This is a genomic window from Kocuria atrinae, assembly GCF_039531425.1.
Taxonomy (GTDB): Bacteria; Actinomycetota; Actinomycetes; order Actinomycetales; family Micrococcaceae; genus Kocuria; species Kocuria atrinae.
This window is the reverse complement of sequence record NZ_BAAAQA010000034.1, coordinates 1-14,240: the sequence shown is the minus strand read 5'-3', so window position 1 is coordinate 14,240 and position 14,240 is coordinate 1. Positions and strand designations below refer to the sequence as shown.

Below are 14,240 nucleotides of genomic sequence, written 5' to 3'. Positions count from 1 at the left end.
TCGGGGGCCGGATGGTCCGCAATCTTCGCCAAACCTTCAAGGAATCTGGGCTCCCGCCTGCCGGTGGCCTGCCAGAATGGTTCTCAACCCCCGCATTTTCTGGTGACCCGACAAGGAATCATGGACACCCTTTCCCGTAGAAGTCTGCTCGTCGCCGGATTCGGCCTGCTCGGCTCCGGCGCCCTGGCGGCCTGTTCCTCACCTGCCCCGTCCCTCCCAGCAGGGGTGGGGGCCGGGACGGCCTCCGCCGGAGCCGGTCAGCGCCTCGTGGACACGGCGCTCACCGCCCGGCCGGTCACGCTCGATCTGGGCGGATCGACGGTGGCGACGTGGGCCTACGGCGACAGTCTCCCCGGTCCGCTCATCCGCGCCACGGCCGGGGACCGGCTGCGCATCCGGGTCGAGAATCGCCTGCCGGCGGACACCACCGTGCACTGGCACGGCATCGCCCTGGCCAATGGCGCCGATGGGGTGCCCGGGGTGACCCAGGATCCGATCGCCGCCGAGGCGACCTACACCTACGACTTCACCGCCCCGGACCCGGGGACCTACTTCTACCACCCGCACGTCGGGGTGCAGCTGGACCGCGGTCTGTACGCCCCGCTGATCATCGACGACCCGCAAGAACCCGGCGCCTACGACCACGAGTGGATCCTCGTCCTCGACGACTGGGTCGACGGCACCGGCCGTACCCCCGATGAGGTCCTGGCCGCCCTGACCTCCTCCCGGGACAACGGCGGGATGCCCGGGATGGACCACGGCAACATGGGCGGGATGGAGGGCATGGACATGTCCTCCGGCTCCTCGGAGGGCATGGCTGGGATGGACCACGGGGCGATAAGCGCCGGGGACTCCCCGTACGGCGATGACGCCGGGGACGTGTCCTACCCGCACTACCTGGTCAACGGGCGGGTTCCCGCGGACCCGGAGGTGTTGACCGCGAAGCCGGGCCAACGGGTGCGGCTGCGGATCATCAACGCTGCTGCGGACACCATCTTCACGGTCGCTCTGGGCGGGCACCGGATGACGGTCACCCACACCGACGGGTTCCCCGTGCAGCCGCAGGACACCGATGCCCTCTATCTGGGCATGGGGGAACGCTACGACGCGACCGTCACCCTGGCCGAGGGTGTCTTCCCGTTCGTGGCCGTGCCGCTGGGCAAGGAGGGGCAGGCCATGGCCCTGGTGCGCACCGGGGCTGGCAGCCCACCGCCGTCGTCAGTGCGACCGGCGGAACTGGACAAATCCGTGCTCATCGGCGCCGACCTGAAACCGGCGGACAACGCCCGGCTGGAGGACCGGGACCCCGATGTGCGCCTGGAGCTGGCCATGACCGGACAGATGAATCCTTACGAGTGGGGATTCAACGGGGCCCCTTACGGGCAGCACGACCCACTGGAGATTCAAGAGGGACAGCGGGTGCGGCTGACCGTGGCCAACCACACGATGATGGCCCATCCCCTGCATCTGCACGGGCACACCTTCGCGCTGCCCAACGGCCTGCGCAAGGACACCGTCCTGATCGCTCCGATGCAGTCGATGGCCATCGATGTGCAGGCGGACAATCCCGGGAACTGGCTGATCCACTGCCACAACATCTACCACGCTGAGGCCGGCATGACGACCGAGCTGAGATACCGCCCATGACCGTTGTCACCCGACGCACCCTGTTCTCCGTGGGCCTGGTCGCCGGGACGGGGTGGGCTGTCACCGCCTGCTCATCACAGTCACCACAGTCGGAATCCTCGTCCTCTTCCGGCAGAGACGGCGGCACCGCCATCACCCACGTGCACACCATCGTCCGGGACACGGCCACCGGGGTGATCCTGCTGGCCACCCACCAAGGCCTGTTCCTGCTGGAGAACAAGAAACTGACCCAAATCGGCCCGACCGTGGACTTGATGGGCTTCACCTCCACCGGTGGCGGACGCTACCTGGCCTCCGGTCACCCCGGCCCCGGGGTGGAGTTGCCCGAGCCGCTGGGACTGGTCGAATCCACCAACGGGGGCCAAACCTGGAGCGTGCTGTCGCGGGCCGGGGAATCAGACTTCCACGCCCTGACGGCAGGCCCGGATCGGATTCTCGCCTTTGACGGGCAACTGCGCACCAGCACCGATGGGCGCACCTGGGAAACCGTCGCGATCCCCTCGGACCCGATGGCCCTGGCCATCGCCCCGAGTGGTAGGGCGACGCTGGCCACCACCGAGGAGGGCCTATTGCGATCCACCGACGACGGGGCCACCTGGACGAGGGCGGACACTCCGCAGCTGATGTCCCTGGTGGCCTGGGCTGATGACCACACGGTGGTGGGTTCTGGGCCTGGCGGCCGCTTGCTGATCAGCGACGATTCTGGGCTGACCTGGACGGCCGCCGAGGAAGCCTTCGGGGAGGTCACCGCCCTGGGGGCTAGCATGACCGGCGCCGGAGCGGTGGAGATCCTTCTGGTGGCTGACTCCACCGTCCTGGGCATCACTGACGGAGGAAACACCATCGAGCAGCTGCTGTGACCGGCACCACCGGCGCCCTTGGCACAGAGCAACAGCGGTTTACACCACAGCCGTAGCGGTCCTGGAGACGACGAGGACAGTGACGAGGAGAACGATGAGCGACCGCCATGGAACACAGGCCCCCGACCGGACCACTTCAGAGGATCCCCCCACGAAGGGGCGGCTGGTCGCGATCGACGCTGCCCGGGGGCTGGCACTGATCGGATTGACCGCCATCCACTTCCTGCCCGCCTCCGATGAGGAGACACACGAGCCGACCTGGTCCTGGATCCTCTTCGCCGGGGACTCGGCGGCGTTGTTCGCTTTGCTGGCCGGGGTGGGGCTGGCTTTCGGTTCGGGCGGGCGCACCCGTCAGCAGGGGCAGTCGATGACGGCCGCCCGAGTCGGGGTGGCGGTCCGGGCCCTGCTCATTGCCGCAGTGGGCATGTCCATCGGGTACCTGATGCCTGAAGACCCCCCGGCCGTCAACATCTTGGTCTACTACGGGGTGTTCTTCCTGCTGACCATTCCCTTCCTCCACTTGCGCCCCATGACCCTGTTCATGTGCGCGATGCTCTTCGGGGTCGTCGCACCGGTGCTGATGCAGACCTTGCGGGGTCGGTTGCCGGAGTTCACCGCCTACAACCCCACTTTCAACGACGTGGTCACCGATCCCGGGGCGACGGCGGCCCAGTTGTTGCTGACCGGCACGTACCCGGCCCTGCCGTACATGACGTATCTGCTGACCGGACTGGCCCTGGGGCGTCTGAATCTGCGCAACGGGCAGGTCCAAACCCTGCTCGTGGTGGTCGGGGCTGGGCTCGCCGCATTCGCCTACCTGAGCTCCTACGTTTTGCTTTACATTGCCGAGGGCTACCACCAGTTGTTGCCCAGCGTCCCGGAACAGAGCGAGGAAGTGGTGGATGAGATCCTCGTGTGGGGAACTGACGAGGGGTTGCCGACCAGCACCGGGTGGTGGCTGGCCGTCACCACCCCGCACGCGAACATGCCGCTGGCCATTGCTTGGAGCCTGGGGATCGGGCTGGCCGTGCTCGGGACCTTCCTTCTCCTGGCCCGCGCGGTTGGGCCGTGGCTGCTACCTCTGTCGGCGATGGGAGCGATGACCTTGACCCTCTACTCGACTCAGCTGGTGTTGCTGTCCTTCGAACTGCACTACGACCAGCCTGAGATCTGGTTCCTGGCCTATCTCCTCCTGGCTGCCCTGTTCGCGGTGGGTTGGCAGCGCGCCTTCGGGCAAGGACCCTTCGAACGACTCGTCAGCATGGCCGCCAAGGGAGCCGGCCGCGCCGCGGTAGGGAGCCGGACTCGCCCCGATCCCCACTGACCCCGACACGGAAGATGAACCCCCCTCCTACGGGAGAGCCTTCCGGAGAACATGTGGGAAATCACGCACCGATGCTGTCGAAGGACTGTCAGTCTGCGAGAGTCGGATCTGAAGGCGGGGCTCAGAGTCCGGAGTAGGAGTGCAGACCCTCGAACACCGTGTTGACCACGGTGAAGTTGAAGATGACGCAGAGGTACCCGGTGATCGACAGCCAGGCCGAGCGGTTGCCGGTCCAGCCGCGAGTGGCGCGGGCGTGCATGTAGGCCGCGTAGACCACCCAGATCACGGACGTCCAGACCTCCTTGGGATCCCACCCCCAGTAGCGGCCCCAGGACTGCTCGGCCCAGATCGCGCCGGCGGCAAGAGTAAAGGTCCAGAACGCGAAGCCGACCGCGTTGAGCCGGAAGGACAGGTTCTCCAGCGCCTGGGAGGAGGGGACCATGGCCAGGAAGCCCATGCCAGGGGCTTCCCCGGCCAGGATCACTCGTTCGCGCCGGGCCTGCAGCAGCTGCAGCACGGCCATGGCGAACGTGATGGTGAAGATCCCGGAGGCCGCTACCGCGATGGACACGTGGATCACCAGCCACCAGGACTGCAGCGCGGGAACGAGCGGACCCACCGGGGTGGGGAAGCCGATGGTGGCCGCGCACAGCATGATCACCACAAGCCCGGACACCAGGGTCCCCACGAAGCGCAGATCCCGGCGCAGGAGTGCGGCCAGGTACACCCCGGCCACGACCAGGGCCCCGGTGGTGGCAAATTCGTACATGTTGCCCCACGGCACCCGGCCGGCGGCGATCGCCCGGCTGGCGACCGCAGCGGTGTGGAGGAGGAAGGCCAGGACCATGATGGTCACCGCCGCCCGCGCCGCGGGGCGGCGTTCTCCGGTGTAGCGCATGGAGGAGTCGGCGACGTGTTCGGCCAGTACGGGTCGGGTAGGAGGCTTGTGTCCGCGGCCACGTTCATTGGCGCCCAGTCCGGGCCGAGAGTCGTCGGCCTTCTTGGTGGTTCCGGCGGTGCTGTTCACCTGAGCAGGAGCGGTCGCCGCGCCCACCAGTTGCTCGTCCCGTCTGCTGTGATGCGCGGTTCGGTGCAGGGTCCTGGAATGGGAGGCCATGTCCCAGGCGAAGGCCACGAAGGCCACCAGATAGGTCATGGCGGCCAAGAGCATGAACAGTGCGCTCCAGGTGCCCAGGGTCTCGTCGATGGTCATGGATACTGTCCTCTCAGTCGTGGGTAGGCCCGCTCCAGGCCCGATTCGTGCTCCGATGCGCGGCAGGGTCCCCCGGCGGATCCGCGGTTCCCCAATGCTCGGAGAACAGCTCGCTCAGCCGCTCGGCCTCGGTCGCGAGCCGGGGGTCCTCGCCGCGGGCCAGCAATCCGTACTCCAGCACCGTGCAGGCCCCGCCGTTCCTGTCGACGCCCTGCCCCGCGCGCACCCAGACGCGGCGGCGGGAGATGAACATAGACATCAGCAGGCCCGTGAACGCCAGGACGAAGGAGATGAAGGCCCCGATTCGGCCAGGGTCGTAGACGATGTCCAGGCCCACGTAACGCTTGACGTCCAGGAACTCGATCGCGCCCTTGCCTCCGGGCAGCTCGTGCACGGGGTTCGCGGCATCCAGGGCGATCGGTCCGCTCTGGGTGAGCATGCCGTTGAGCTCGGTGAGTTCCTCGACGTCGAGGACGTACACGTTCTGCGGGACCCCGCTGTCCAGCCCCAGGTCCCCGGAGTAGGAGGACAAAATCAGTTGTGGGTTGGCCAGACCCGGGTCCACTGATCGCGGCATCCCGTCCGGACCGGTGACCGCGGTGGGCAGCAGCAACCCGGTGAAGCCGAGCTGGTCAGGACGCGCATCCGGGACCTTCAGCACCAGCGAGGACGTGTAGACCCCATCGGAGGGAATGGTCACCACGGGGCCCTCGAAGGCCACGTCCCCGTCGCCGTCGGTCACCCGGATCACCGGGGCGTAGCCGTTACCAATTAGGAAAGACTTCACACCGTTGACGTTCACCGGTGCATTGACCTTCAGGGTCTCCGGCTGCGGCTCCGCACCCGGTTCCTGGACGGTGATCTCCGCGGTGAAGTCCAGGGGCGCCCCGTAGCTGCGCGGGTTCGTGGTGTCCCGGTTGAACACGGCCTCGAAGCGGTCGAGCCGGATCGAGAACGGGTCGAGCCAGTCGGGGTTGTAGTTGGTGCCGGGAGTGAAGGAGTCGTAGTTGATCAGGGTGTTGGCAAACGACTCGCCCTCCACGAGGATCTTCTGGCCCTTGTAGCCGAAGAGGGAGCCGACGGCCACGGAGACCAGCACGCCCAGCAGGGCCAGGTGGAAGACGATGTTGCCGACCTCCTTCCACATCCCGCGCTCGGCGGCCACCGACGGGGCGGCCGAGCCCGTGTCCCGCACCGCCACCCGGTAGCCGCGCCTGCGCAGCAGCCGGGCGGCGTCGGCGACGACGTCGCCGGGGGCCGGCGCCCCGGCGCCGTCGCGCCCGCCCAGGGCCAGCGAACGGTGCTCGGGCAGCCGCTCGAGCCGCCGCGGGGTGCGCGGGGGCTCGGCCCGCCACGCGCGCCAGTGCTTGGCCGCGCGCGGCAGCACGCAGCCCACGAGGGAGACGAACAGCAGGATGTAGATCGCGGAGAACCACGCCGAGGAGAAGACGTCGAACAGCTGCACCCGGTCCAGCCACTCCCCCAGGGCGGGGTTGTTGTCGATGTAGTCCTGGACCGCCGCCGGGTCCTGGATTCGCTGCGGGAAGATGGATCCCGGCACCGCGGCGACCGCCAGCAGCAGCAGCAGGAACAGGGCCGTGTTCATCTTCGTCAGCTGCGTCCAGGCCCACCGGGCCATGCCCAGGGGCCCCAGGGCGGGAAGCTCGACGTCACTTTTCCCAAGACCAGCAGCTGAGGAGCTCCCGGCGCCCCTGGCGGTGCTGCTCTCCCTGTTGCTGGCGGTGGTGCTCATACCGGCCTTTCTGACCCCGGGACTGGGGCGGGATGGGTTGCCTGCCGTCATGCCGCTTCGGCCACCGTGTCCTCCAGCAGGGTCTCCAGCACGGAGCGGTCCGCGATGCCGAGGATGCGGGCGGCCACCCGCCCCTGGGCGTCGAGCACGAGGGTGGTGGGCACCGCCTGCGGGGGCACGTAGGCGCTCAGGGCCATCAGCACGCCCCCGTCCTTGTCCTCGAAGGATGGATAGGGGATCTCGAAGGTGCGCTCGAACGCCTCGGCGGTGGCCCGCTCGTCGCGCAGGTTCACGCCGTAGAACGCCGCCTGCCCGTCGAAGCGCTCGGCCAGCTCTCGGAGGTCCGGGGCCTCGACCCGGCACGGGGCGCACCCTGCGTACCAGAAGTTCAGCAGCGCGGGGCTCCCGCGCAGGGCCTCGGCGGAGAGGGTCGTTCCGTCGAACAGCGTGCCGGTGAACTGCACCGGCTCCCCGCGCTGGTCGGCCGGGTACTCGGAGACCGTGCCGTCACCGGCGATGTAGCCCTTCTGGTCCCCCGAGTTCGCCTGCTGGGCCAGCGAGTCCTCCTCCGTGCACCCGGCGAGGGCGAGTCCAAGGACGCCGAGGCCCGCGAGGGAGAGCACGCGTCGGCGGGACGGACGGGAGGCGGGCGAGGGGTGGGAGATCATGGGCATTTCACCTGAGGATTGGAATAGGTGTGGGGACGGGAGGGGTAGCGCAGACCCCCGCCCGGATGGGTAGGGAAGCTGATGGGCCTGGGGCGGCTACCCCACGGGCTTGCCATGGGAAGGTTCGGGGCCGGTATCCGGCATCGAGGTCCTAGATCCCAGGCAGGCCCAGGATCGGGGGCCACCGTGCAGCCGAAGCCGATTGCGCGGCCGCAAGCGTTCTCGACGCCGCGCTGTTTCCCAGCCGACGTGCTGCACCACCACCCACCGAAGTACTACGATGGATAGTAACTGTTCTGGGGGAGGATTTCATATCGTCTCTCCCCTTCTGCAAGAGGGCCGGTTTGCCGGTTCTACGGTCAAGGCGCTGTTGCTGGTGCGCGGCGTTCCGATGATGCCGGAGGGGAAGAATGATCTCTTCCGATGGGCGTTACTACTGATCACACGGGACCTCCACCTTTCTGGTCATGGCCATGGACGCGAGACTGTTGCACCATCTCTGCCGCACGCGGCGGCACCAGGAGTGACCGGAGCCCGCAGCAGGTCTAGCCCGTGACGCAGCCTTGGTGAACGCCAGACCGATGTGCCTCGGGTGACCTTCGGGCACCGCTGGCGCACGGCCGCCCGGACCACCTCCGGCTACGTCCACGACCGAAATGCCGATATGAACCCCACAGTGGCCGCGGAAGGCAGGTCGCTGATGTTGCGGGAAGCCCGGAAAGTGGGATTGCAGGGCTGGGTAGGTAGGGTGCTGGTGCCCCAGAATCCGCTTCGCGGCGGGGCCCTACTATGGGGCATAGGAAACGTGTGGAAGCGGCGGCGTTGGACGCGGGAAGGAGACCTCCATGCACCATCTGGGACACCTGGAGTCGGCGATCATGGACCTCATGTGGTCGCGGTCCGCTCCGGCTTCCGTCCGAGAGATCCTGGTCGGCCTGCAACCGGAGCGGGAACTGGCCTACATGACCGTGAAGACCGTCATGGACACCCTCCACCGCAAGGGCTTGTTGATGAGGGAACCCGACGGGCGCGCCTTCCGCTACCGGCCCACCCGCACGCGTGAGCAATATACTGCCGCGCACATGGGGGAGGTCCTGGCCAGTGGCAACGACCGGCGAGCCACGCTGCTGCACTTCCTGGAGCAGATCCCGGCCGAAGACCTCACCCAGCTGCGCGAGGCATTGAACCAGGCGGCCGGGCCGCCGGCCGGGACAACCCAGTGACAACTCCGGTGCTGCTGATCACCTTCGCATTGCTCGCCACCCTGGCGGGTCCGTTGCTGAAGGGCAGGGGCTGGGTCGACCGGTCGCCCCGATTGGGGATCCTGGTCTGGCAAGCCCTAACCGCCTCGATCGTGGTGAGTGTCATCCTGGCTAGTGTGTCCCTGGCGCTACCGGTGATGCCGGTCCTCGGGGGATTGGCGGATTTCCTGCAAGCCTGCGCGATGGTCCTGCGGGCCCAGTACTCCACACCCGGAGGCGCAGTGGTCAGCATGGCAGGGGCCGTGATGGCGTTCGTGCTCGGGGCCCGGGTGCTCTACTGTTTGGCCATCGAGGTGATGTCTGCCCGGCGGGACCGAAAAGAGCACATCGGCTCTCTGTCGTTGGTCTCCCGCCGTGATCCGACCACCGATGTGCTGGTGGTCGACCACGCGGTGCCGACCGCTTACTGTCTGCCCGGGCGTCGCCGTGACATTGTCTTCACTACCGCAGCCCTACGCGTCCTGGACGAACAACAACGTCAGGCGGTGCTGCGCCATGAACTGGCGCACCTGCACGGGCACCACCATCTGGTCCTTATCGGTGCCAATGCGTGGGTACGGGCCTTCCCTCGAATCCCCATTTTCGCCATGGCGCGCGTGGAGCTGGGCCGGCTGGTGGAACTGGCCGCCGACGACCGAGCGGCCGCCGGCAATGACAGTAGGCTCACCGTGGCCAGTGCTCTGGTGCGACTGGCCGAGGCCGGGCATGCTCCCGCCTCTGCACTGGCTGCCAGCGGTACTGCGACACTGGTACGTGTGCGCCGGCTGGCTGCACCTTCCGCCCCGTTGCATCGGGCACGGGTGGCGCTGACGATGGTCGCGGCCACCGCAATGCTGGCCCTGCCGGTGGCTGTTACCGCAACCCCGGCTCTTGCCACGGTCCAAGCACAGAGCTGCCCGGTGGAGTTCCCCCAGAGCGTCTGAAGCGCACGGCCGGATGCACCACCCGGTACAGGGGGTAGCGAACGAGTCGGTGAGGGGAACGCCAGTGTCGGGGTGGCGATGGCGTTGGCCTCGGTGCCCGTTGTCAATCACAGTTTGCGTCCGCGCAGCATCCGTTCCCATCGCCCCGGTCCTCGAGTCCTAGCCGCGCCGTCGAGAAGCAGTGATCACCGCAGCCGCATGACTGGCGATGGCCTCCAGGAAGAAGTCGCCAAGCGGAGTGAGGGGATCAAAACGTTGCAGGTGCAACAGACGTAAGGCCAGCAGCGTGCGACCTCGTGTCGGGCTGGTGAGCGCCACGACGCGTGGTGGTCGGTAGCTCCTAGCGCTGTCCCGGTGTGCTCTGTGGTGACCGCCCGTGCCATGGGTTCAGGTCCATGCAGCCCGTGGGGTTGGCAAAGGCGACGTTTTGGACTTGGTCTCTCAAACCGTCTACTATGCCACATAGTATTAGATGTCTTGATGGCGGCCAGTAGGAGCCTTTTTCGTGTTTGCGGCCAGGGTTTCGACGCGGGCCGTCGCCGTAGTCATCGACGGAGCCGTCGTCGGTGGCCCAGTCGTTGCCATCCCCCCAGGAGCCGGGATCCAGCAACGCGGGCAAGGCGCGCATGTCCGAGCAGATGATGGCCCACCGTCCCAACATGGTCCCGCCACGTGAACAGATGACGGGCAACATAGGCGGGCAGAGAGTAGAGAGCACTCGCTTCGTAGGCGTCTAGACAGACCGACCAGTCCGTTCCCCTGTCTCTTTAGGAAAGTAACCTCATGATTCTCAACGCCAACATCGTCGGGAGCCGAAAAACCCGCACAGCCGTGATGGCTGCAGTGACCGCTCTGCTCGTCACCGCCTGCACCCAGCAGGGCAGCGAGTCGGCGGAGGTGGCGTCCTCGGCTGGGGAGGAGAACCCGTTCGGACACGTTCACGGTCTGGCGTTGGACCCGGGTACCGATCAGCTGTTGTTGGCAACTCACAATGGGTTGTTCGACATCAGCGGAGAGTCACCGGAGAAGATCGGGCCCACCAACGACCTGATGGGTTTTGCCACCGCCGATGCCGGGCGCTATTACGCTTCCGGGCACCCCGGATCGGGCTCGGATCTGCCTAACCCGCTGGGTCTGGTGGAGTCCACCGACGGCGGGCAAACCTGGCAGGAGCTCTCCCGTCAGGGCGAGTCCGACTTCCATGCGTTGACGGTCTCGCAGGAGGGCGTCATCGGCTTTGACGGCACTCTACGGATGACCACCGACGGGCAGGAGTGGATCGAGGCCAGCGACCAGATTCAGCCGGTCAACCTCGCCGCCTCCACGGACGGGCCGGTCGTGCTGGCCACTACCGAAGACGGCGTGCAACGCTCGGATGACGGCGGGGCCACCTGGGAGCTACCCGAAGGTGCCCCGGTGCTGCTGATCACCGCCTTCGCCGACGCTGACACGGCCGTGGGGGTGGCCCCGGACGGGACCGCGCACGTCAGCCGCGACGCCGGGAAGAGCTGGGAGACGACCGGAGGGATCACCGGCCAACCCTCCGCTGTGGCCGCCAGCACGGACGGCGAGGACGGGCTGCAGATTTGGGTGGCCACTGAGCAGGGCATCGAGTTCTCCGACGATGCCGGGGCCACGTTCTCCACCACCATCCCGGCAGGACAGTAAGCAGCTCCGATGGTGAAGGATCTGCGTGTCAGCGGCCGTGCCGCCCGTGAGGGGCGCGGCCGGTGATCCTGCTGAACGTCGGAGAGTTCTTCGCCCAGAACGTCCAGTCCGGGGCGTTGCTCGTGGCGATCCCCTTGGCGCTGACCGCGGGGATCGTCTCCTTCATCTCCCCGTGCATTCTGCCGCTGGTGCCTGGCTACCTGGGGTACGTCTCGGGATTGACTGATCCCGCTGCTCCCGGTAATCGGCGCAGAGTCCTGACCGGTGTGGGTCTGTTCATCCTGGGTTTCGCGCTCGTCTTCACCTTCTACGGGGCTGCGTTCGGGGCCATCGGCGGGTGGTTGCTGCGGTGGCAGGACGTGATGATCCGCGTCCTGGGCGTGTTCGTCATCGGGATGGGCCTGGCCCTGATCGGGCGACTGCCCTTCCTGCAGGCCACGACGAAGCCTTCTTGGCAGCCGCGCCGAGGCCTGGCCGGCTCTCCGTTGCTGGGCGTAGTTTTCGGCCTAGGCTGGACCCCGTGCATGGGACCGACCCTGAGCGCCGTATTGGCCCTGAGCACCACCACTGGCACCGCCTGGCGTGGGGCGCTGCTGGCCTTCGTCTACTGCCTCGGACTCGGCATTCCCTTCGTCATGGTTGCCCTGGGCATCAACTGGGTCTCCAAGACCCTGGCGTTCATCCGCCGGCACATGCGCGCCTTTAACCTCGCCGGTGGTTCCGTGCTGATCCTCGTGGGAGTGCTCATGGTCTCCGGGATCTGGGTGCGCTGGATCTACCAGCTCCAGAACCTCTCCGGCACCTACCTCACCCCCGTCTGATCCCTGGCTCTGGCTGTACGAACCGCAGGGATCGGCAAGGACGTGGCCGGGCCTCTCAAGCAGTGCACCGATGCGCCCCAGACGTTCTCGGTCCTCTGCCCGCCCCGATCCTCCGACAACCGCTCTCCGACCAGCCAGCATCCACGAACACGCCACATCGTCACCGAGGAGCACACATGCCGAAGATCTACAACGACGTCACCGAGATCGTGGGCCGCACCCCGCTCGTCCGCCTCAACCGGCTCGACGAGGGCCTGCCCGGCAACGTCGCCGTGAAGCTGGAGTTCTACAACCCGGCCAACTCCGTCAAGGACCGCATCGGCGTCTCCATCGTGGACGCCGCGGAGAAGTCCGGCCTGCTCAAGCCGGGCGGCACGATCGTCGAGGGCACCTCCAGCAACACCGGGATCGCCCTGGCCATGGTCGGCGCGGCCCGCGGCTACAAGGTCATCCTCACGATGCCCGAGACCATGTCCACCGAGCGGCGGGTCATGCTGCGCGCCTACGGCGCCCAGATCGTGCTCACCCCCGGCGCCGAGGGCATGCGCGGCGCGGTCGAGAAGGCCCAGGAGATCGTCGACAGCACCGAGAACGCCGTGCTGGCCAAGCAGTTCGCCAACGAGGCCAACCCGGCGATCCACTACGCCACCACCGGCCCGGAGATCTGGGAAGACACCGACGGCGAGGTCGGCGTGTTCGTCTCCGGCGTTGGCACCGGCGGCACCATCACCGGCGCCGGACGCTACCTGCGCGAGCAGAAGAAGGACATCCGCCTCGTCGTCGTGGAGCCGGCCGACTCCCCGCTGCTGACCGAGGGCAAGGCCGGGCCCCACAAGATCCAGGGCCTCGGCGCGAACTTCGTCCCCGACAACCTCGACCGGGAGATCTACGACGACGTCTACGACGTGACCGTCGAGGACTCCGTGCGCGTGGCGCGCGAGCTGGGCACCCAGGAGGGCATCCTCGGCGGGATCTCCTCGGGCGCCATCGTGTGGGCCGCCCTGCAGGAGGCCGCCAAGGAGGAGAACCGGGACAAGCTGATTGTGGCGGTCGTGTGCGACTTCGGTGAGCGGTACATCTCGACCCTGCTCTACGAGGACATCCGCGTCTGAGGCCCCGTGTCTGGCCCCGGCCGGATTGATCACCTTCGCCAACGGAGGGGACAACATCGGGGTCTACGTGCCCGTGTTCGCCACCGTGGGACCGACCGCGATGGTGGCCTACTGCCTCGCCTTTTTGACCATGGTCGCGGTGCTGGTGGCCATCGCCAAGTATGTGGCCACCCGCGAACCCATCGCCGAGGTCCTGGAACGCTGGGAACACATCCTATTCCCGATCGTGCTGATCGGCCTGGGCGTGGTCATCCTCCTCGAGGGCGGGGCCTTCGGCCTCTAACCCATCCGCCGGCCGAGCTCAGACGGTGGATGAGATCCCTGATCCGTCGCGCCTCCGCCCCCACCGCACGGGGTGTGGGCGGCCAGGTTGCCCCCCGTTTGCCGGGATGGTTCACTGCCGTCGATCGTGGAACTAGGCTCGGCGGAAACCCTGCAGGTGCGCTAAGAGGTGGAGACCATGCCAAAGATGTCCGCCCTGGAGGCCTCCTTCTGTCGCAGCGCGCCATGGGGTCTTGTGGCCCGGCGGATGATTCCCTGGGCGACCCAGGGGTTCCCCCTCACCGGGGACCTGCTGGAGATCGGTGGAGGCAGCGGTGCGATGGCCGAAGCCGTCGCCCGAGCCCATCCCCGGGTGCGGCTCACCACGACCGACGCCGACCCGGCGATGGTGCAGGCGGGGCAGGATCGTCTGGCCGGATTCGCCCTGGCCCAGGCGCGTCAGGCCGATGCCAGGCGGCTGCCCTTTCAAGACGAGTCGTTCGACACGGTTCTGAGCTTTTTGATGCTCCACCACGTCATGAATCGCCCCGGGTTTAATGGAGACATCGTTAACCCGGAAGGATGGGCGGCATGGTCGCACCACGGAAGTACCCCGACGAGCTACGCGAGCGAGCCACAAGGATGGCGATCGATGCGCGACAGGACCCGGCCACTCGAGCCGGCGCGTTCCGTCGGATCGGGGAACAACTCGGTGTCCACCCCGAAGC

At 67.4% G+C, this 14,240-nt stretch carries 12 protein-coding genes and 1 pseudogene; 10 read left to right on the top strand and 3 right to left on the bottom strand.

Going from position 1 to position 14,240, the window contains the following annotated elements; genetic code table 11:
• The first annotated feature begins 120 nt into the window (after window positions 1-120).
• From ABD283_RS13815 to ABD283_RS13805, 3 genes are all read left to right on the top strand, one after another.
• Window positions 121-1,647 (top strand): multicopper oxidase family protein, encoded by a 1,527-nt coding sequence (locus ABD283_RS13815; RefSeq protein WP_344225539.1) that lies wholly within the window; start codon window positions 121-123, stop codon window positions 1,645-1,647.
• Window positions 1,644-2,507 carry a F510_1955 family glycosylhydrolase gene (locus tag ABD283_RS13810; protein WP_344225538.1) on the top strand — a complete coding sequence of 288 codons (864 nt, stop codon included), beginning with the start codon at window positions 1,644-1,646 and terminating at the stop codon, window positions 2,505-2,507. Before ABD283_RS13815 ends, ABD283_RS13810 begins: the two co-directional genes overlap by 4 nt.
• A gap of 94 nt (window positions 2,508-2,601) precedes the next feature.
• Window positions 2,602-3,831 (top strand): heparan-alpha-glucosaminide N-acetyltransferase domain-containing protein, encoded by a 1,230-nt coding sequence (locus ABD283_RS13805; RefSeq protein WP_344225537.1) that lies wholly within the window; start codon window positions 2,602-2,604, stop codon window positions 3,829-3,831.
• A gap of 121 nt (window positions 3,832-3,952) precedes the next feature.
• On the opposite strand, the gene ccsB is transcribed toward ABD283_RS13805, so the two are convergent.
• The 3 genes from ccsB to ABD283_RS13790 are packed head-to-tail and all read right to left on the bottom strand — an operon-like array spanning window position 3,953 to window position 7,465.
• Entirely contained in the window at window positions 3,953-5,044 is a 1,092-nt protein-coding gene (ccsB, locus tag ABD283_RS13800; RefSeq protein ID WP_344225536.1) for a c-type cytochrome biogenesis protein CcsB, read from the bottom strand.
• 13 nt (window positions 5,045-5,057) lie between these two features.
• Entirely contained in the window at window positions 5,058-6,797 is a 1,740-nt protein-coding gene (resB, locus tag ABD283_RS13795; protein ID WP_425552844.1) for a cytochrome c biogenesis protein ResB, read from the bottom strand.
• A 47-nt stretch (window positions 6,798-6,844) separates the two neighbouring features.
• Complete coding sequence (locus tag ABD283_RS13790) at window positions 6,845-7,465, bottom strand: TlpA family protein disulfide reductase (RefSeq protein ID WP_129702231.1); 621 nt, start codon at window positions 7,463-7,465, stop codon at window positions 6,845-6,847.
• An 845-nt stretch (window positions 7,466-8,310) separates the two neighbouring features.
• Between ABD283_RS13790 and ABD283_RS13785 the strand changes: the two genes are divergently transcribed.
• The 7 genes and pseudogenes from ABD283_RS13785 to ABD283_RS13755 form a co-directional block, all read left to right on the top strand.
• Window positions 8,311-8,688: a BlaI/MecI/CopY family transcriptional regulator gene (locus ABD283_RS13785; protein ID WP_129702234.1), complete on the top strand. Its 378-nt coding sequence runs from the start codon at window positions 8,311-8,313 to the stop codon at window positions 8,686-8,688.
• Entirely contained in the window at window positions 8,685-9,650 is a 966-nt protein-coding gene (locus tag ABD283_RS13780) for a M56 family metallopeptidase (protein WP_344225535.1), read from the top strand. The genes ABD283_RS13785 and ABD283_RS13780 overlap by 4 nt, the downstream gene beginning before the upstream one ends.
• A gap of 783 nt (window positions 9,651-10,433) precedes the next feature.
• Window positions 10,434-11,318 carry a F510_1955 family glycosylhydrolase gene (locus ABD283_RS13775; protein WP_129702238.1) on the top strand — a complete coding sequence of 295 codons (885 nt, stop codon included), beginning with the start codon at window positions 10,434-10,436 and terminating at the stop codon, window positions 11,316-11,318.
• A gap of 71 nt (window positions 11,319-11,389) precedes the next feature.
• On the top strand, window positions 11,390-12,139 hold the full coding sequence (locus tag ABD283_RS13770) for a cytochrome c biogenesis CcdA family protein (protein WP_129702251.1): 750 nt from the start codon (window positions 11,390-11,392) through the stop codon (window positions 12,137-12,139).
• A gap of 176 nt (window positions 12,140-12,315) precedes the next feature.
• Window positions 12,316-13,251, top strand: coding sequence for a cysteine synthase A (gene cysK, locus ABD283_RS13765; protein ID WP_344225534.1), 936 nt, complete (start codon window positions 12,316-12,318; stop codon window positions 13,249-13,251).
• Between the two features lie 28 nt (window positions 13,252-13,279).
• A pseudogene (locus ABD283_RS13760) lies at window positions 13,280-13,534 on the top strand (cadmium resistance transporter); the annotation flags it as partial.
• Window positions 13,535-13,711: 177 nt separating this feature from the next.
• A partial coding sequence (locus ABD283_RS13755; RefSeq protein WP_344225533.1) for a class I SAM-dependent methyltransferase occupies window positions 13,712-14,240 on the top strand: 529 nt, incomplete at its 3' end.

Bases quoted from the DNA above. Each gene is read 5' to 3' on its own strand.
- ABD283_RS13815 (WP_344225539.1), top strand. From the start codon at position 121: ATGGACACCCTTTCCCGTAGAAGTCTGCTCGTCGCCGGATTCGGCCTG.
- ABD283_RS13810 (WP_344225538.1), top strand. From the start codon at position 1,644: ATGACCGTTGTCACCCGACGCACCCTGTTCTCCGTGGGCCTGGTCGCC.
- ABD283_RS13805 (WP_344225537.1), top strand. From the start codon at position 2,602: ATGAGCGACCGCCATGGAACACAGGCCCCCGACCGGACCACTTCAGAG.
- ccsB (WP_344225536.1), bottom strand. From the start codon at position 5,044: ATGACCATCGACGAGACCCTGGGCACCTGGAGCGCACTGTTCATGCTC.
- resB (WP_425552844.1), bottom strand. From the start codon at position 6,797: ATGAGCACCACCGCCAGCAACAGGGAGAGCAGCACCGCCAGGGGCGCC.
- ABD283_RS13790 (WP_129702231.1), bottom strand. From the start codon at position 7,465: ATGATCTCCCACCCCTCGCCCGCCTCCCGTCCGTCCCGCCGACGCGTG.
- ABD283_RS13785 (WP_129702234.1), top strand. From the start codon at position 8,311: ATGCACCATCTGGGACACCTGGAGTCGGCGATCATGGACCTCATGTGG.
- ABD283_RS13775 (WP_129702238.1), top strand. From the start codon at position 10,434: ATGATTCTCAACGCCAACATCGTCGGGAGCCGAAAAACCCGCACAGCC.
- cysK (WP_344225534.1), top strand. From the start codon at position 12,316: ATGCCGAAGATCTACAACGACGTCACCGAGATCGTGGGCCGCACCCCG.